Genomic DNA, 15,325 nt, shown 5'->3' with positions numbered 1-15,325 from the left:
AGAATCGGTGTGTTACGTCGAGTTGTTACATTCATCGCGGTGCTTTGATGCTCTCGGACGTAGAATTGTTAAGGTGAGCGAAGAAAACCGAACCCCATTGCCTGGCTCTTCTGTAGCCGGCCCCGCCACCGACCCTCAACTTGATGCGTGGCGTGATTTGCCTATTGCCCAACAGCCCACCTGGCGTGAGCACCCGGACTATAGTGCCTCAATATCCGAACTGGGTTCACGTCCGCCACTGGTATTTGCCGGTGAAGTGGATGTCCTCCGCGAACGCCTGGCCGCCGCGGCGCAGGGTAAAGCCTTCCTGCTGCAGGGTGGCGACTGTGCCGAGACCTTCGACGCGGCGACCGCGGATAAGATCTCAGCGCGCGTTAAGACCATTTTGCAGATGGCCGTCGTGCTTACCTATGGTGCTTCGATGCCAGTTATCAAGATGGGACGCATGGCGGGCCAGTTCGCCAAGCCACGTTCTTCAAATGATGAGACTCGCGATGGCGTGACCTTGCCGGCCTTCCGCGGCGACATCGTCAACGGCTATGACTTCACCCCCGAGTCCCGTGCGCATGATCCGAAGCGTCTGGTGCAGGCTTACAACACCTCTTCGGCAACGCTGAACCTGATCCGCGCCTTCACCCAGGGCGGATTCGCAGACTTGCGCAGCGTGCATTCATGGAATGCCGGCTTCATGGCTAACCCTGCGCACTCTGCTTACGAACAGCTTGCCGGAGAGATCGACTCCGCCATCCGCTTCATGGATGCCTGCGGAGCCGACTTCGAAGCACTGAAGCGCACCGAATTCTTCGCTTCCCACGAGGCGTTGCTGCTGGACTACGAGCGTGCCTTGACCCGTACCGATTCGCGTACCGGCCAGCCGTACGACACTTCGGGACACTTCTTGTGGATCGGCGAACGCACCCGCCAGTTGGATCACGCACATGTGGACTTCCTGTCCCGAGTGCGCAACCCGATCGGCGTCAAGCTTGGCCCGAACACCTCGCCAGACGATGCGCTGGAACTGATCGAGAAGCTGGATCCAAACCGGGAACCAGGGCGACTGACCTTCATTACCCGAATGGGTGCGCAGAACATTCGCGAGAAGCTGCCAAATTTGGTCGAGAAGGTCACCGCCTCCGGCGCCCAGGTACTGTGGGTAACCGACCCGATGCACGGAAACACCGTCACCAGCGAGAACGGCTACAAGACCCGCAAATTCGACGATGTCATGGACGAAGTCCGTGGATTCTTTGAGGTCCATGATTCGCTGGGCACCTTCCCAGGTGGCCTGCACGTGGAAATGACCGGTGACGACGTGGCCGAGTGCCTCGGCGGTGCCGACCCGATCCGCCAGGAACAGTTCGACGACCTCTACGAGTCGGTCTGTGACCCACGCCTGAACCACAAACAGTCCCTGGAAATGGCCTTCTTGGTTTCCAGTGCGCTGCAGAGCCGTGGTCGTCGCTAAACGCCCGCGGCACTAATTAACTTTGGCTTCCCGCGATTGCGGGAAGCCAAAGTAATTTAAAATAGCGAAGCCTTTGGTTTAGAACGCGTACAGTCTGACTTCACTGCCGCGTACGGCGCGCTGGTTCCGTGGGGTCTGCATGCGTACCGTGTCCGAGAAGCCGCCAAGCACCGATCGCGTCGAGACGGTGAATCCGGCTTCCTCAAGCGTTGCACTCGCCTCGGCCAGGCTTTGACCGATCACCGAAGGCACCTGAAGGTATTCAGGCCCCTTGGAGACATGAACGGTGACGGTGCTGCCAAACTCAACGGTTTGCTGCCGTGGGCTCTGATCCGCGACCAACCCTTGGTCAACTTTTGGCGAGTACTGCTGCTCGCCGAGCTTCAGCTTCAAGCCGACCTCGCTCAGCGCCTGCTCGGCGTGCTCCGGTGACATCCCAGCGAGGTTAGGTATCTGCACCGGTGCCGGACCCCGCGAGATCACCAATGCCACGGTGTTTTTCCGCCCCGCCAGTTCGCCGGCGGCCGGTGAGCTGGAAGTGACCTGTCCCTTGGCGACGGAGGAGGAATACTCTAGGCTCGTCTTCACTTTGGCCAAGCCCAGATCGGAAAGTTGCTCGGCGGCTTCCTCCTCGGTCACTCCTTCGAGCGCCGGAATTTCGAAGAGTTCCGGGCCGCGAGAAATCAGTAAATCGACGCCCTGAAACTTCATCATGCTTTCACCGGTGCGCGGCTGGGTTTGCACTACGCGGCCGACAGCGATCTCATCGTCATAGACGGAGTTCACTCGTACCGGTACGCCTTGCTCATCAAATTGGGCGACAACCTGGTTTTGCAACATTCCGGTCAGCGATGGGATGCGAATAATGGTTCCCGGGCCGCGGCCGAAGAACCATGCACCAGCAGCGACTAACGCGATGATAAAAATGAGTACCACCAAGATCACCGAACGCCTTCCGGCAGATTTTGGCTTCACCAGTTGATGGGTGGGTATTTGCGCGGTCTTGCGCCATTGTTTCGCCGCGCGTTTTTGCTCCTGCTTCTGCGCGCGAGCTGAACCATGGGTAGTAGCTGGTGCCACGGGTTTTTCGGCCACCAGAGCTGAATCGTCGAACCCAACTAAATCTTCGCGAGAATAAGCCGCAGTGGCGTCCGTTGCCGGTAACGCTTGGACTGGATCGCCGAGGGACAGCTGAGGTGTCACAGTGGTGGGCTGGGCCTCGCGAAGATCCAATACTTCGGTTGCTTGGGAGGCGCTGATGACCGCGGTGGCTTCTTCGAAGGGAACCGCAGAGTAGTCTTCGGTCGTCGAAGCGGCCGTCTCCCCGAGCGTGTTTTCGTCCAACCACCACGGTTGGCGTTGTTCCTCACGATAACGCTGCCACTCGTCTAGTCGTTGCTGCACGGTGGTAGGCATTGCCTCGGCAGCCAATGGGGCCAAGTCCGAAATCTGACCTAGAGAATCGGCATCAAGGTCGAGCTCCTCATCGGTGAGCGTGGAACGGATCTGGATGACATCATCGAGTAAGAAGCCGGCATTCTGCGGACGGAGATCCGGATCTTTTTCTGTGCAGTAGCGCACCAGTTCATCGAGATCTTCGCTGAGCCCTGGAACCATTGTAGAAGGCAACGGCATTGGCGAATCGAGATGTTGCTTCATCATCGCTGCGGGGTTGGATACCGGGAATGGCAACTGACCGGTGAGCATTTGATAGATCATGATTCCAACGGCGTAAATGTCGCTACGCGAATCGGAGGGCGCCCCTGAAACTAGCTCGGGCGAAACATGGGAGAGCGTGGCGACAAGCGTCCCGGACTGAGTATGCGCGCTGGCCGCACGAGCCAGGCCAAAATCGGTGATCTTGATTTCGCCATTATCTGAAAGGAGAACGTTCGCCGGTTTCATATCCCGGTGCACAATGCCTTCGAGGTGCGCGGCACGTAGGCCGCTGCAGATTCGCTCAAGAACGCTTAGCATCTGCCGTGGAGTAAACCGTCCACGTTCCTCGATAACTTGGGAAAGATTACGTCCGCGAACGTACTCCATCACCAGATACACGTGACTTCCGGAAACGGCATGGTCGCGGATGGACACTACATTCGGGTGGGAGATATTCGCTGCGATAATGGCTTCGGACTCGAACCGTTCGCGGACCATCGATTCGCTAGCGTAGTTCTCGTCCAGTACCTTGACGGCCACAGACCGGTGCAAATTCTGATCCATCGCCCGGTATACCCGTGACATCCCACCGAGCGCGATCAGCGTATCTAACCGATAGCGGTGACCAATTACTTGTCCGACGAGCGAGTCTGGTCGATCCGGGCTAATCAAAGAAAACTCCTGCCACAGGGGAGCACGGATGGCGAGTCTGGGACACGACCTTGCTCCTTTCGAACACAGATACTAAGTGTAGGTTACTCAGCTGGCCTGAGAATTTCACGGGTTAAAGTCGAAATCCGCCAGTAGAGTTGCCACTGACGGATTTCGGACAGCAACCCGGGTTGCGAGAACTACCTCGGGTGCAGCTATTACTCTAAGAAGCGCGACGGGCCCGTGCAGCACGACGCTTCAGGGCGCGACGCTCGTCTTCACTCATGCCGCCCCAGACGCCGGCATCCTGCCCGGACTCGATGGCCCACTGCAGGCAGGTTTCCGTGACGTCGCATCGACGGCATACGCTTTTGGCCTCTTCGATCTGTAATAGGGCCGGACCGGTGTTACCCACCGGGAAGAAAAGTTCCGGGTCCTTTTCCAGACACGCCGCGCGGCTACGCCAATCCATGCTTATTGATGCTCCTTGAAATATTTAGGGGAACGAAGACCTCCCAGAAATCGTCACAAACAGAAAACAACTGCGAATAGGAATTGCAGGTGCGTTACGTTGTGTGTACCGGAAAGGTCATCGATGAGTTGGAGAGGTACGAGCAGGGGTGTTCGTTTAACCAACCACATTAGGTTTTCATGTTACGAGAAAGTAAACAAGAGTCACGGAAGTGAAATGTGGTTGAATGCCTGAGTGCTTTCTCACATGGATTTCCGTGGCTCGCTGCGCTAACTGAAGGGGCTGTGGTCGGTGCCATATTCGCCTTCGATGTTGCGCGTTTGAGTTCCTGAGTTGCTTGCACGAAAATTGTTGTCGTGAGCAACAACGAATCTTCCGTATCCCGTCCTCCCAGCGTTTTGGCCGTCTCAGCCCTGACAATGCTCGAAGCGGTGGCGGTCCTGGTTTACGCGGTCAACTACCTAATGCATCTCGCTGACGCCGGGGACTTGAACATGGGCGGCCGAATCTTCATGCTCGTCCTGTGCTTCGCAGCCGGCGCCTGGCAGATCAGCGTTTCCTTCAACTTCTTCCAGGGGAAGGCCTTCACACGCGCACCGATTATCGTGTGGCAGCTGTTCCAATTGATCCTCTCGTTTTCCTTCTTGCAAGGCCCATTTAGCGGTATCGCGATTGCGGCCATCGTGATCGCCGGAATCATCGTCGTGATGTTGTTTGCACCCAAGACAACCATATTTCTAGGAGACCGCCCGCAATCCTAGAAGTCATCCATGTCGATATAGATGGCGCGTGGTTGCCCACGGTAACTGGCGACCGCGCGCCATTTGTTTACCCGCTGTCTCGATTCTTGAGAACTCAATGGCTCCCACGACATGGGTTGCATATCGTGCGGATGGTGGGCTTCGACTAATGCAACACAACGGTCATCGAGTGCCATGCCCGGCGCCCCGATCTCGTAGGCAAGTCGGCTGGAAGGCGGTACGAATAGCACCGGGATCACCGCACGGCTCAGCGCGGAATTTAGCAACCCGGCAAGTCGTGGGTCGTTCGTATGTTCGAGCACCAGCGCGATATTCCCCGGTGCCATTTGGTCAAGCCGTGATTCGAATTCGTCGATTCCGTGCAAGCGTTCTAGCGACCACCGGTGACACAGGCATTTGCTTAGCTCTTCTCGGATCAAAGGGTTTCCACAGATCAGGAGCGTCATCGCCGAGGCAGACAGACTTATCGTGGCATCTACAAATGAACGCTTGCCAAGCGGGAAAGCCCCTGGCTCGGCTAAGTAGGAAGAGTCATCGATATTCGCGTTCCACACGCCTTGTTCCAAGGCCGCGGGCTGGGGCGAACCTAACTGGATGGTGCGTGCAGCGTCGGTACCGCACACCATTATTCCTCGTCCGACCACGCTTGCAGTTTCGGGCAGGCGAGGCCAGGTCATTTTCAAGGATTCGGTGGCCTGAAAAGGAAAGTACCATTGCTCGGTGCACAGCCCTGCGGCTTTGAGCAGCGCCTGATCCCGATCCACCGCGAGGAGGATGGTGGTGCCACCGGCTGCACCGCGACGCAAGAGACCCCCGAGAACTTCGTCGAAGCGTTGAAAATGCTGTGGGTGCAGCAAGGATTGCAGCTGCGCGACACCATGAACTAGAACGAGTAGGCGCGTGTCTTCGCACCGTTCCTCGAGGTAGTCCAGCGCATCTAGAAAGTCGTAAACGTCTTCCCCGGTAATTTGTCGCAGGTGCGGGCTGCTGCGTTCATCTGCGTTCAGCGCGGGCCCGAAACTCAGTATTTTGCGCGGCAGCCGACACAGGCCGGTCAATAGCTGACGAGGGCCAGCCTCCGGAAGGCCACACACCAACAGGCTGCGCCTCGCCTCGCCACCAAGCTCTAGTGGCTCGAGGGCGCCGTGCTCTAGCTGGTCAATCAACCCGCACCAAATAGTGTCTGGCCTCATGGGTGACCAGTCCGAACCGGGTGGTTCAGGTTGCGCGGGTAGTGCCGGGGCAAACGGTGAGCGCGGTAATCGAAGCGTCGCCCAGCGCTGAGCCACAGTTTCCATCTGGTCGTGCAGTGCCTCCATAGCTTCGTAGGCAGTTGGGGGCGCCCCAAAGGTGCAGAGCTGCCGTGCGCGGAGGTTCATTGGCCCTCGTTCGGCCAGTTCACCATAGGGCGGTGGGTCGAAGGCGAGCGCAAATTGGAATTTTCGGGTCTGCCGCGTGGCGCAATGGATGATTGCTTGCCCGGGGTCCAACAGCGAGGCAGCGTCCCGGATACCGACCAGCTCAATGGATTCACCCGGGTCATTAACGCGCAGTGCGATCACGGTATTGAGGTTTGCCCGGGTTTGCCCGGTCAGGGTTCCTGCTGGCCGCTGGGTGCTAAGCAACAGGTGAATGCCCAGAGCCCGGCCCACGGCCGCGAGCCGGTCGATTCGTGGGCTGGCTTCCGGGATGGATTCGCTAAATACCCGAAATTCGTCGATCACCACCAACAGCCTTGGCAAGGCTGGCGCCGGATCGCTCAGTTGTTGGTATTCGAGCAGGTCGCTGCAGCGATAGTTGGCCAGCAGTTGTTCGCGGCGAGTGACCTCGACTTCTAATTGAGCCAGGGTGCGTTGCGCGGCCGCCGCGTCGAGGTCGCTGGCGAAGAGTTGGACATGAGGCAAGGCGGCGAAGACCGAAAGCCCGGCTCCGCCCTTGAAATCGACGAGGACGAAGGCTAATTCTTCGGGGGAGTAATCGGCAGCTAGTTCTTTGACAATGCGGCGTAGCGCCTCGGATTTTCCTGATCCGGTGGTGCCGCAGATCAGCATGTGCGGCCCGTCGGAGTCAAAGTCCAGAACCACCGGATCAAGCTGCGTGGTGGTGCCAATGTGGGCGGTCAACCCGGGTCGTACAGGCTGTCCCTCGCCCGTCGGCGGCGCAGGACTGCTGAGGGGACCGTGGGTTTCGGCGAGGTCCAGACATCGATCGATCAGCCGGGCGAAACGCGGTGCGCTCAGCCGCTGCACGTTCCGCAAGGCCAGCTGCGGATCTTCGAGCGAGGCTAGCGGCAACAGGGGATTCACCCACCAGGTGCCCTGCGGCACCGGGGCGCGGCTCAGCCCGAGCACTATCGACTCCTCGCAGGGCTGTGCTGCGGTGGCCAGCACGTACAGGGAGCGCACTTCGCCGGTCGCCGGTGCTGCCAGCAGGCTTGCGCGTGGAGCCGGTGGCAGCCCGGTGCTCACCCCGGGTAACAGGATCAGACTGGCCGGAAGGCATTCGAGTTGCGGGTCAAGTATCAGTTCCAGCCGTCCGGCAAGGACCGCGGGCAGGTAGCGGGCGAGCAGGGCAAACAGCAGTTCGCAGCTCGCCTTGTCCTGATCGCCGACGATCTGCCAGGCGCCGGGAACGCTGGCGGTGAACACCGGCGAGGGGCAGGGGGCATCCAAAGCGCTGCGCGGTTTCCTGCGCCGCTTCTTCTTCGGCGTCATCTCTTCCGCCGCCGGGGACCACAGCCCTCGGCCGAACACCAGCGGAGGCAATCCGGAATTCGGCATCCCCAACTCGGTACGATCCAACCCGGCGAGCAGAGCGATCCCCAACGGCGGCGCATAGGCCTCACGAGCTAGCGCCACCTGGGCGCGGTGCACCACGGCCTTGGCTTTCCACCGGCGACGCTCGAGGATCAGCTGCCCGGCAGGTACGATTCCCAAGAGGGCCGAAGCGCCGCTGAGCAACAAGAACAACATCGACCCGGTGAGCACCGCCAGCAACACCCCGGAAAGCATCGGAACCAGGGCAGCCAAGCACAAGGCGATCAATCGTTGTAGCTCCGGTTTGTCTGGCAGCTGCCAGCGCAGTTGCTCGGCCGACAGACTCTGGCCGGTATCAAGCAGTACCGGATCGCCGACGCACAATTCGGTGTCTCCCAAACAAAAGCGCGTTCCGCGGTGCAGCTGCAGACGGGTCACCGAACTCCGCTTCCCGACGCGGTCCTCCACCCCGATCGTATTTGCATCATCACAGGTCAGTACCAGGGCCGATTGGTCCACTGCAATTTGGGCATGGTGCCGGGCGATCAGCGGGTCCTGCAGCCACAGCGGGGCACAGCGCCCCAGCCGATGCACGCCTTGGTCCAGTCGCACGCTCGCCCCGGCGTCCGGCCCAGATGCGACAAAGAGTTGCAGCGCGGCAGGCATCCGGACCCCCGAGGTGGCAGTGGCTCGCGGAATATCGGTCAGCAACAGGTGAGTGCGCGCGCTGAGCATCCCACAATCTTCCAGAGCGGTGTCTGCCACAAACCAGCGCGTCGCGCCGAAGGAACCGGCCAAAATTTTGGCCAGCCCAGCGCCGTCTAGCTGCGCGGAAACGTCGAGCCTGAATTGGCGCGGCTGGGCGAAACACCGCGCCGCCAGCAGCAACTCATAGCGCACCATGAATTCTCCTCCTCAATCGCTAGCTGGGTCTTGGCAACACTTCAGCACGCACGATGGTCCACTATTCGAGCCGCACCTCGCACTGTGGAAAACCCGTCGGAGTTTATCCACATCTTCGGGCAAGCTATTGAAAGCGCTAGCCGGTGGGGCTAGGCTCCCTTGACATAGCCCTTCTAGCTAACCTCCAGAAAAGGGTTGCAAGACGCTGTGCCGGTGCCGCGCTCGCCGGTGTACCTCGAAGCATTCGGGAACGATTTTCATAGTTTCGGCTAAGGACTTTGACGTGGACGCGCTATCCATCGTGGAAGACGAAGTGCGAGAGCTGGTGCGCCGGCGCGGACTGGACCCTGGCAGACAACCTGCGCTCATCAGATCCCTGATCGACGATGTCTTGCGTGACTATGACGAACGTTCCCTGCTCGGCGCGGTCCCGGCCATCGGATCGCTCGATCAGGTTCGCCGTTCGGTCTTCGACAATGTGGCAGGATTCGGGGCGCTGCAACCGCTGCTCGATGACCCCAACGTCGAAGAAATATGGATCAACTCGCCGCAACAGGTTTTTTGCGCGCGTGGCGGGCAAAGCGAACTGACGCATATCAGGCTCGAATCCGACGAGGTAGCCGGCCTGGTGGAACGAATGCTGAAATCCTCTGGGCGCCGGTTGGATCTGTCCCAACCCTTCGTGGACTGCCAATTGCCCGATGGTTCCCGACTGCACGTAGTCATCCCGGACATCACCCACGAACACTGGGCGGTGAACATCCGTAAATTCATCGCCCGCGCAACGAAGCTCGAAGATTTGGTGGAAATCGGTTCGCTCAGCCAGGATGGGGCAGCCTTCTTAGGGTGGTCGATCGCCGCCGGGCTCAACGTGGTGGTCACCGGTCCTACCCAAGCTGGCAAGACGACGATGCTCAACTGTTTGGCATCCTCCATCGGATCGCGCGAACGCATCATCACCATCGAGGAGATCTTCGAACTGAATCTGGCCCTGCGCGATGTGGTCAGCATGCAAACCCGTCTAGCAAACTTGGAGGGCACCGGGGAAATCACCATGCGTCGGCTGGTCAAGGAAGCGCTACGCATGCGCCCGGACCGAATCATCGTAGGTGAGGTGCGCGAGGCCGAATCATTGGACATGCTCATCGCCTTGAACTCAGGCATCGCCGGACTGTGCACCTTGCACGCGAACTCTGCGCGCGATGCAATCACCAAGATCTGCACCCTGCCGCTGTTAGCCGGACCCAATATCACCAGCGACTTCACCGTACGGACCGTGGCCGCCTGCATCGACCTGGTGGTGCACTGCACCCGCGACCCGAGCGGAAAACGCTACGTCCAGGAAATCCTCAGCGTGCGGGGCCGGGTGGAGGACGGCCAGTTCGAAACCTCAACGCTTTTCGAATACGGGCAGGGCGAGCTGAACCAGGCATCAGGAGCCGACTGGGCGCACGAGAAATTCGCGCTCGCCGGGATTAACGTCGCCCAATTGCTGATGGAACGCTCATGATCGCATTTCTAGGATTACTCGGCGGGCTGGGCATCGCGTTGATAGTGGACTGGCTGCTTTTCGACCCCACTCCGCCGCGGGCCAAACGCCAGTCGGCGATCCGGTTGTCCCTGCTGCGTGCGGGCATCGTAAGCCTGAGCCCGGCAAAATTTGTGGCGATCTGCGCGGCCAATGGACTGGTGTTCGTGCTGATCACCCTCGCTTTGACCGGTTCGTGGCTTTTTGCCAGCGTGTTTTTGCTCTTCGGGCTGTGGGCGCCATGGGTGTATCTGCGCCATCAGGCGGCTAAACGACAGGCGGCGTTGCACGAACAGTGGCCAGAGGTGGTTGATCACCTGCGCAGCGCCATCCGGGCCGGGCTATCGCTGCCCGAATCGTTGAGCCAGCTGGGCAGCATGGGACCAGAACTGCTGCGCCCGGCCTTTCGCGACTTCGCCCTGGACTATCGGGCCACCTCCAATTTTTCCATTGCACTTGAGCAATTGGGTGCGCGGCTGGCGGATCCGGTCTCCGATAAGATCCTGGCCACGCTGCGCATCACCCGCGAGGTCGGCGGTACCGACCTGGGGCAAACCTTGAGCACCCTGGCAGCATTTTTGCGCGATGACGTGCGCACCAGGGGAGAACTGGCCGCCCGCCAGTCGTGGATCGTTTCCGCGGCCCGGCTGGCGGTTGCGGCCCCCTGGATCCTGTTGCTGGTGCTCGGTACCCAAGACGCGGCGAAAAACGCCTACCTGACCTCGGGCGGAGTGGTAGTACTCATCGCTGGACTGCTCATCTCGCTGTTCTGCTATCGGGTGATGCTGCGCCTTGGCACGTTGCCGGTCGAAGAGCGGGTGCTGGCATGAACTCGCTGATCCCGTGGGCGGTGCTGTGCGGCTTCGGCTTCGGCCTGGGCTTATGGATGATCATCGTCAACCTGCCCGCTTGGCGTCCGATGTCCTTCGCCGAACGCGTTGCCCCGCACATCCGTGTGGGCATGCGTACTTCGAGGATGCTCGAAGATTCCTGGCGGGCCGAATCGCGAAGCCCGGCGGTGGTGCAATTCGCTGCGCCGCTGCTGAACCAGATCAAACGCCTCGCCAGCCTGCACAGCCCCGGCACCGAGACCGTACGCAAGCGGCTTCGTGCCGCAGGATTGAAAGCCAGCGTTGTGGACTACCGCTCGCAAGAGATCATCTGCGCGCTGTTTGGCCTGCTGGCCGGCTCGGCGCTCATGGCCCTGCTCGCGCTGAGCCGGCCCACAAATTTCGCTTTCGCTCTCATCGTGGCGCTCGGCTGCGGCATGCTCGGGTTCATGGCCCGTGGATGGTGGCTGAACGAACAGATTCAGCGTCGTGCCCGCAAGGTTCTCACGCAATTCCCCACGGTTGCGGAGGTTCTCGCCCTCACTGTGGGAGCCGGTGAATCGACCACCGGGGCGATCGAACGGATCTCGCGTATCTGCCATGGGGTGATTGGCGATGAATTCACCGAAACGCTCAACGAAATCCACGCCGGCAACTCGATGATTCAGGCAATGCAGAATATGTCCGATCGTATCCAAGTTGGGGCGATGACCAGGTTCGTCGACGCGATCGTCGTGGCCACAGAGCGAGGCACGCCGCTGGCACAGGTGCTCCGAGATCAGGCTCAAGATGTGCGTGATGCCTCCAAGCGAGAGCTGATGGAAGTTGCCGGAAAACGTGAAATCAGCATGCTGATTCCAATAGTTTTTGGAGTCCTGCCGTTGACCATCGTATTTGCGGTGTTCCCCGGCCTAGCCCTCTTGGAGATGAGCTATTGACAATTTGCCGCAAGATCACAGTATTTGCCAAACGCAAAAATGTTAGGAAGTAATCCCATGTCAAGCTTCCAATCGTGGCTTCTGATCATGTCACTACGGCTGTCCGAAGGTTGCCAGAATTTCTGGCGTCAATTCACGGTGAAGCTGCGCGAAGAGCGCGGCGACGTCCCCGGATGGGTCATGATCACCTTAATGTCCGCTCTGCTCGTTGCCGCGTTGTTGGCCATCGCTGGTCCGCGTTTGCAAGACCTCTTCAACCAGGCGATCGATCGAGTCTCTGGATTAGGCTGAGCCAGGGGTCCGCGAAGATGAGCAGCGCCGCGACCGTGGTACGACGTCGCTTCCGGAGACAAGGCCCGGATGAGGCAGGATCGGCCGTGGCCGAATTCGTTATGATCACCAGCTTGCTGATCGTCATCACGTTAACGCTGATTCAATTGACGCTGGTGCTCCATGTGCGCAATACGCTCACCGACGCGGCGGCCAACGGCGCGCACTACGGGGCGTTGGCAAACCGAACTCCAGCCGACGCGGGCGGTCGAACCCGCCTGTTGATTGCCGAATCCTTGCATAGTGGTTTCGCCCAAAACGTGCAGGTGTCAACGAGCGCGGTTGGGGAAAGCCAGCTAGTGAGCGTCACCGTGTCGACGCGGGTGCCGTTGATCGGGCTACTGCCCAACGGGTGGAATTTGAGTGTTCGCGGCGATGCGGTGCGTTATGGCTAAAAGTACGCCCCGTGCCTCGCACGATGAAGGCAGCGCCATCGTGGAATTTGTGTTCGCCTCCACGGTTCTGCTGATCCCAATGATTTACCTGATCCTCGCGGCCGGTCAACTCCAGGCAGGATCCTATGCAGTGGTCGGCGCGGCCGACCAAGCCGCCAAGGTCTTCGCCGTCGCCGATACTCCCGCCCAGGCGCAGTCCAACGCCCATCAGGTGGTGGAGCGTGCGATGAATAACTTCGGTTTATCCGGTGCCAGCACGCAGATATCCTGCGATCTTGATTGTCTGAGCCCCGGTAGCATCGTCACGATTCAAGTGTCCTTGCGCGTGCAGCTGCCTTTTGTCTCCGACTACTTTGATGTCTCCGTTTTCACCGTCGACGCTGCCTCGACACAACGAATCGACCGTTTTGGATAGCGGCGGGAGGTGGCCGAGGTTGCTGCGGACTGCCCGCGCCGAGGACGGGCAGTCGCTGGTGCTTGCCATTGGGTTGTGCGCGATCACCTTGTTGACTATCTCGGTGGTGCTCGCCGCCAGCGCGGTGAACCTCAAAGCGCGCCAGCTTTTGTCCGTCGCCGATGGTGCGATTGTCGCGGCCGTGGATGAGTTCGAATTTGTAGCCGACGGAGGTCAGCCACGGATCGAACTGAACCAGGCTCAAGTGCGGGCGGCAGTTCAGCGCTATCTGCAGGATGTGGACGCGGGACAGCGTGTCGATAATCTTGCCATTGGATCGGTACAGATTCTGCCCGATGGCCAAGGCGCGCGTTTATCTCTGACTGGTTCGGTACAGCCACCGATCATCGGGTGGATCGTCCCGTCCGGGGTGAATATCAGCGTCAATTCCTCCGCGCGCACCGTTTTGAGCAGATAGTGTCGCGAGCTTAAGCCGTCCGCTTTCATGGCGTAGGCTTAGATAACTATGGCAAAAACTGACTTCTCCGCTGAAATTCGTTCGCTTCGATCCACTTTCTCTGCGATTGAGGACGTAAGCGACGTTGCTCAAATCAAGGCCGATATCGCCATGCTTTCGGAAGAGGCCGGTGTCCCTGACCTATGGGATGATCCAGCCAGCGCGCAAGTTGTCACCAGCAAGCTGTCCCATCGCCAGACAGAACTTGAACGCCTGAATAAGTTGCGCACGCGAATTGACGATCTTGAAGTTCTCGTGGAACTTGCCGAAATGGAAGACGACGACGAAACCCTGGTCGAAGCCGACAAGGAACTCATCTCGATCCACAAGGCGCTGGATGAGCTGGAAATCGTCACATTGCTCAATGGCGAGTTCGATTCGCGCGGTGCGGTGGTGACGATCCGTGCCGGAGCCGGCGGCGTCGATGCCGCAGACTTCGCCGAAATGCTGTTGCGCATGTACCTGCGCTGGGCGGAAAAGCACGGTTACAAGGCCACCGTAATGGATACCTCCTATGCGGAAGAAGCAGGGTTGAAATCCGCTACCTTCGAAATCGACGTTCCATACGTCTTCGGAACTCTTTCCGTCGAAGCCGGAACCCACCGCCTGGTACGGATCTCACCTTTCGACAATCAAGGGCGCCGTCAAACCTCCTTCGCTGCGGTGGAAGTTGTGCCCCTGATCGAACAGACCGACACCATCGAAATACCCGAATCCGAGCTTCGAGTGGACGTCTTCCGCTCCTCGGGACCAGGTGGACAAAGCGTGAACACCACCGACTCGGCGGTCCGCATGACGCACATTCCCACTGGCACCGTGGTGTCGATGCAGAACGAGAAATCACAGATCCAGAACCGCGCCGCCGCCTTGCGCGTCATGCAGTCGCGTCTGTTGCTGATTAAGAAGCAACAGGAAAGTGCGCAGAAGAAGGAGCTGGCTGGAGACGTTAAAGCATCGTGGGGTGATCAGATGCGCTCCTACGTGCTCAACCCTTATCAGATGGTTAAGGATCTGCGTACCGAACACGAGGTCGGCAACACTCAGGCGGTACTCGACGGTGAAATCGATGATTTCATTGATGCTGGAATCCGTTGGCGAGCGGGAAACCGACGCCCCGCGAACTAACTCAAAGGCCTGGAACTGAAATAGTTTCAGGCTTTTTTGTTTCCAAATTTCTCTAATTTTTAGAACTAAAAAGTTCAAGTTTATCGCCGATTTCGAGGCGATATCCTAGGAATTCAGCTACCTGAAAATCAAGTACATGCTAGGATGAAATGGTTGCTGCGGGCATTGCACCCTGCGGTTTTCGCGATTCTAGTAGCTCAGAACCCGCTCGATGTAGGCACCTTGGCCTCTTTGAAGCCGTCGGAAGCGCCATCGATAATGGCAGATAGACGCGAAAATTAGGTGCATCATTTTGCGAGACCACGGCAACGAATGAACAACCGAGAATCTATGGATTTGAACGGATGTTTGCGCGCAATTGTGTGTGGCATTTCGGTTTTTAAGGAAAGAAATCGCATTAATGCGACCGTGCTGTCCCGGAATCGGGACAGCTCTTTGCGTGCCAGTACGAGGATGCGAAGTAACTGAAAACGATACGTAACGATGAGTGAAGGAAGTGATTGATGGATAGAGGGCTTATGTACGTCGGCTAAGCGAATCCTCGCGAATCATTTCGCGGGATGAGACGTGCGAACCACGCATCAAAGGTTCCGAGGCTTGC

13 protein-coding genes are annotated in these 15,325 nt (G+C 59.0%); 10 read left to right on the top strand and 3 right to left on the bottom strand.

The genetic code is table 11. The features are described 5' to 3' along the window. Positions 1-73 precede the first annotated feature (73 nt). Entirely contained in the window at positions 74-1,465 is a 1,392-nt protein-coding gene (locus ACT3UQ_RS06605; protein WP_374954806.1) for a class II 3-deoxy-7-phosphoheptulonate synthase, read from the top strand. Positions 1,466-1,543: 78 nt separating this feature from the next. Here the strand turns inward: ACT3UQ_RS06605 and ACT3UQ_RS06600 are convergent, their stop codons facing one another. After that, complete coding sequence (locus ACT3UQ_RS06600; protein ID WP_258133710.1) at positions 1,544-3,796, bottom strand: Stk1 family PASTA domain-containing Ser/Thr kinase; 2,253 nt, start codon at positions 3,794-3,796, stop codon at positions 1,544-1,546. Positions 3,797-3,998: 202 nt separating this feature from the next. Next, a complete protein-coding gene (locus tag ACT3UQ_RS06595) occupies positions 3,999-4,247 on the bottom strand; it encodes a WhiB family transcriptional regulator (protein WP_096256388.1) in 249 nt (82 codons plus the stop codon). A gap of 356 nt (positions 4,248-4,603) precedes the next feature. On the opposite strand from ACT3UQ_RS06595, the gene ACT3UQ_RS06590 reads away from it, so the two are divergent. Then, positions 4,604-5,008 (top strand): hypothetical protein, encoded by a 405-nt coding sequence (locus tag ACT3UQ_RS06590; protein ID WP_105554312.1) that lies wholly within the window; start codon positions 4,604-4,606, stop codon positions 5,006-5,008. Here the strand turns inward: ACT3UQ_RS06590 and ACT3UQ_RS06585 are convergent. Continuing rightward, complete coding sequence (locus ACT3UQ_RS06585; protein WP_444636734.1) at positions 5,005-8,667, bottom strand: FtsK/SpoIIIE domain-containing protein; 3,663 nt, start codon at positions 8,665-8,667, stop codon at positions 5,005-5,007. The two genes, ACT3UQ_RS06590 and ACT3UQ_RS06585, sit on opposite strands and share 4 nt — an antisense overlap. A 283-nt stretch (positions 8,668-8,950) precedes the next feature. Here ACT3UQ_RS06585 and ACT3UQ_RS06580 point away from each other — a divergent pair, with 283 nt between their 5' ends. From ACT3UQ_RS06580 to prfB, 8 genes are all read left to right on the top strand, one after another. Beyond that, the gene (locus tag ACT3UQ_RS06580) at positions 8,951-10,177 is read left to right on the top strand and encodes a CpaF family protein (RefSeq protein ID WP_105554310.1); all 1,227 of its coding nucleotides are present in this window, start codon (positions 8,951-8,953) and stop codon (positions 10,175-10,177) included. Then, complete coding sequence (locus tag ACT3UQ_RS06575) at positions 10,174-11,025, top strand: type II secretion system F family protein (protein WP_105554309.1); 852 nt, start codon at positions 10,174-10,176, stop codon at positions 11,023-11,025. Before ACT3UQ_RS06580 ends, ACT3UQ_RS06575 begins: the two co-directional genes overlap by 4 nt. Beyond that, positions 11,022-11,963, top strand: a complete 942-nt coding sequence (locus tag ACT3UQ_RS06570) for a type II secretion system F family protein (RefSeq protein ID WP_444636732.1) — start codon at positions 11,022-11,024, stop codon at positions 11,961-11,963. Before ACT3UQ_RS06575 ends, ACT3UQ_RS06570 begins: the two co-directional genes overlap by 4 nt. Positions 11,964-12,050: 87 nt before the next feature. Then, positions 12,051-12,254 carry a hypothetical protein gene (locus tag ACT3UQ_RS06565; protein ID WP_374954808.1) on the top strand — a complete coding sequence of 68 codons (204 nt, stop codon included), beginning with the start codon at positions 12,051-12,053 and terminating at the stop codon, positions 12,252-12,254. An 86-nt stretch (positions 12,255-12,340) separates the two neighbouring features. Next, positions 12,341-12,688 (top strand): TadE family protein, encoded by a 348-nt coding sequence (locus tag ACT3UQ_RS06560; protein ID WP_258133707.1) that lies wholly within the window; start codon positions 12,341-12,343, stop codon positions 12,686-12,688. Continuing rightward, positions 12,681-13,103: a hypothetical protein gene (locus tag ACT3UQ_RS06555; protein WP_105570105.1), complete on the top strand. Its 423-nt coding sequence runs from the start codon at positions 12,681-12,683 to the stop codon at positions 13,101-13,103. Before ACT3UQ_RS06560 ends, ACT3UQ_RS06555 begins: the two co-directional genes overlap by 8 nt. A 19-nt stretch (positions 13,104-13,122) precedes the next feature. Beyond that, positions 13,123-13,560 (top strand): hypothetical protein, encoded by a 438-nt coding sequence (locus ACT3UQ_RS06550; protein ID WP_105554305.1) that lies wholly within the window; start codon positions 13,123-13,125, stop codon positions 13,558-13,560. Positions 13,561-13,608: 48 nt separating this feature from the next. Beyond that, a complete protein-coding gene (gene prfB, locus ACT3UQ_RS06545) occupies positions 13,609-14,724 on the top strand; it encodes a peptide chain release factor 2 (RefSeq protein ID WP_105554304.1) in 1,116 nt (371 codons plus the stop codon). Positions 14,725-15,325: the final 601 nt, after the last annotated feature.

This window comes from Glutamicibacter sp. AOP12-B1-11 (genome assembly GCF_052379245.1).
Taxonomy (GTDB): Bacteria; Actinomycetota; Actinomycetes; order Actinomycetales; family Micrococcaceae; genus Glutamicibacter.
Note: the sequence above shows the minus strand (reverse complement) of the source record. Positions and strands in the feature narration are given on the sequence as shown.

Bases quoted from the DNA above. Each gene is read 5' to 3' on its own strand.
- ACT3UQ_RS06595 (WP_096256388.1), bottom strand. From the start codon at position 4,247: ATGGATTGGCGTAGCCGCGCGGCGTGTCTGGAAAAGGACCCGGAACTT.
- ACT3UQ_RS06575 (WP_105554309.1), top strand. From the start codon at position 10,174: ATGATCGCATTTCTAGGATTACTCGGCGGGCTGGGCATCGCGTTGATA.
- prfB (WP_105554304.1), top strand. From the start codon at position 13,609: ATGGCAAAAACTGACTTCTCCGCTGAAATTCGTTCGCTTCGATCCACT.
- ACT3UQ_RS06585 (WP_444636734.1), bottom strand. From the start codon at position 8,667: ATGGTGCGCTATGAGTTGCTGCTGGCGGCGCGGTGTTTCGCCCAGCCG.
- ACT3UQ_RS06565 (WP_374954808.1), top strand. From the start codon at position 12,051: ATGTCACTACGGCTGTCCGAAGGTTGCCAGAATTTCTGGCGTCAATTC.
- ACT3UQ_RS06555 (WP_105570105.1), top strand. From the start codon at position 12,681: ATGGCTAAAAGTACGCCCCGTGCCTCGCACGATGAAGGCAGCGCCATC.
- ACT3UQ_RS06570 (WP_444636732.1), top strand. From the start codon at position 11,022: ATGAACTCGCTGATCCCGTGGGCGGTGCTGTGCGGCTTCGGCTTCGGC.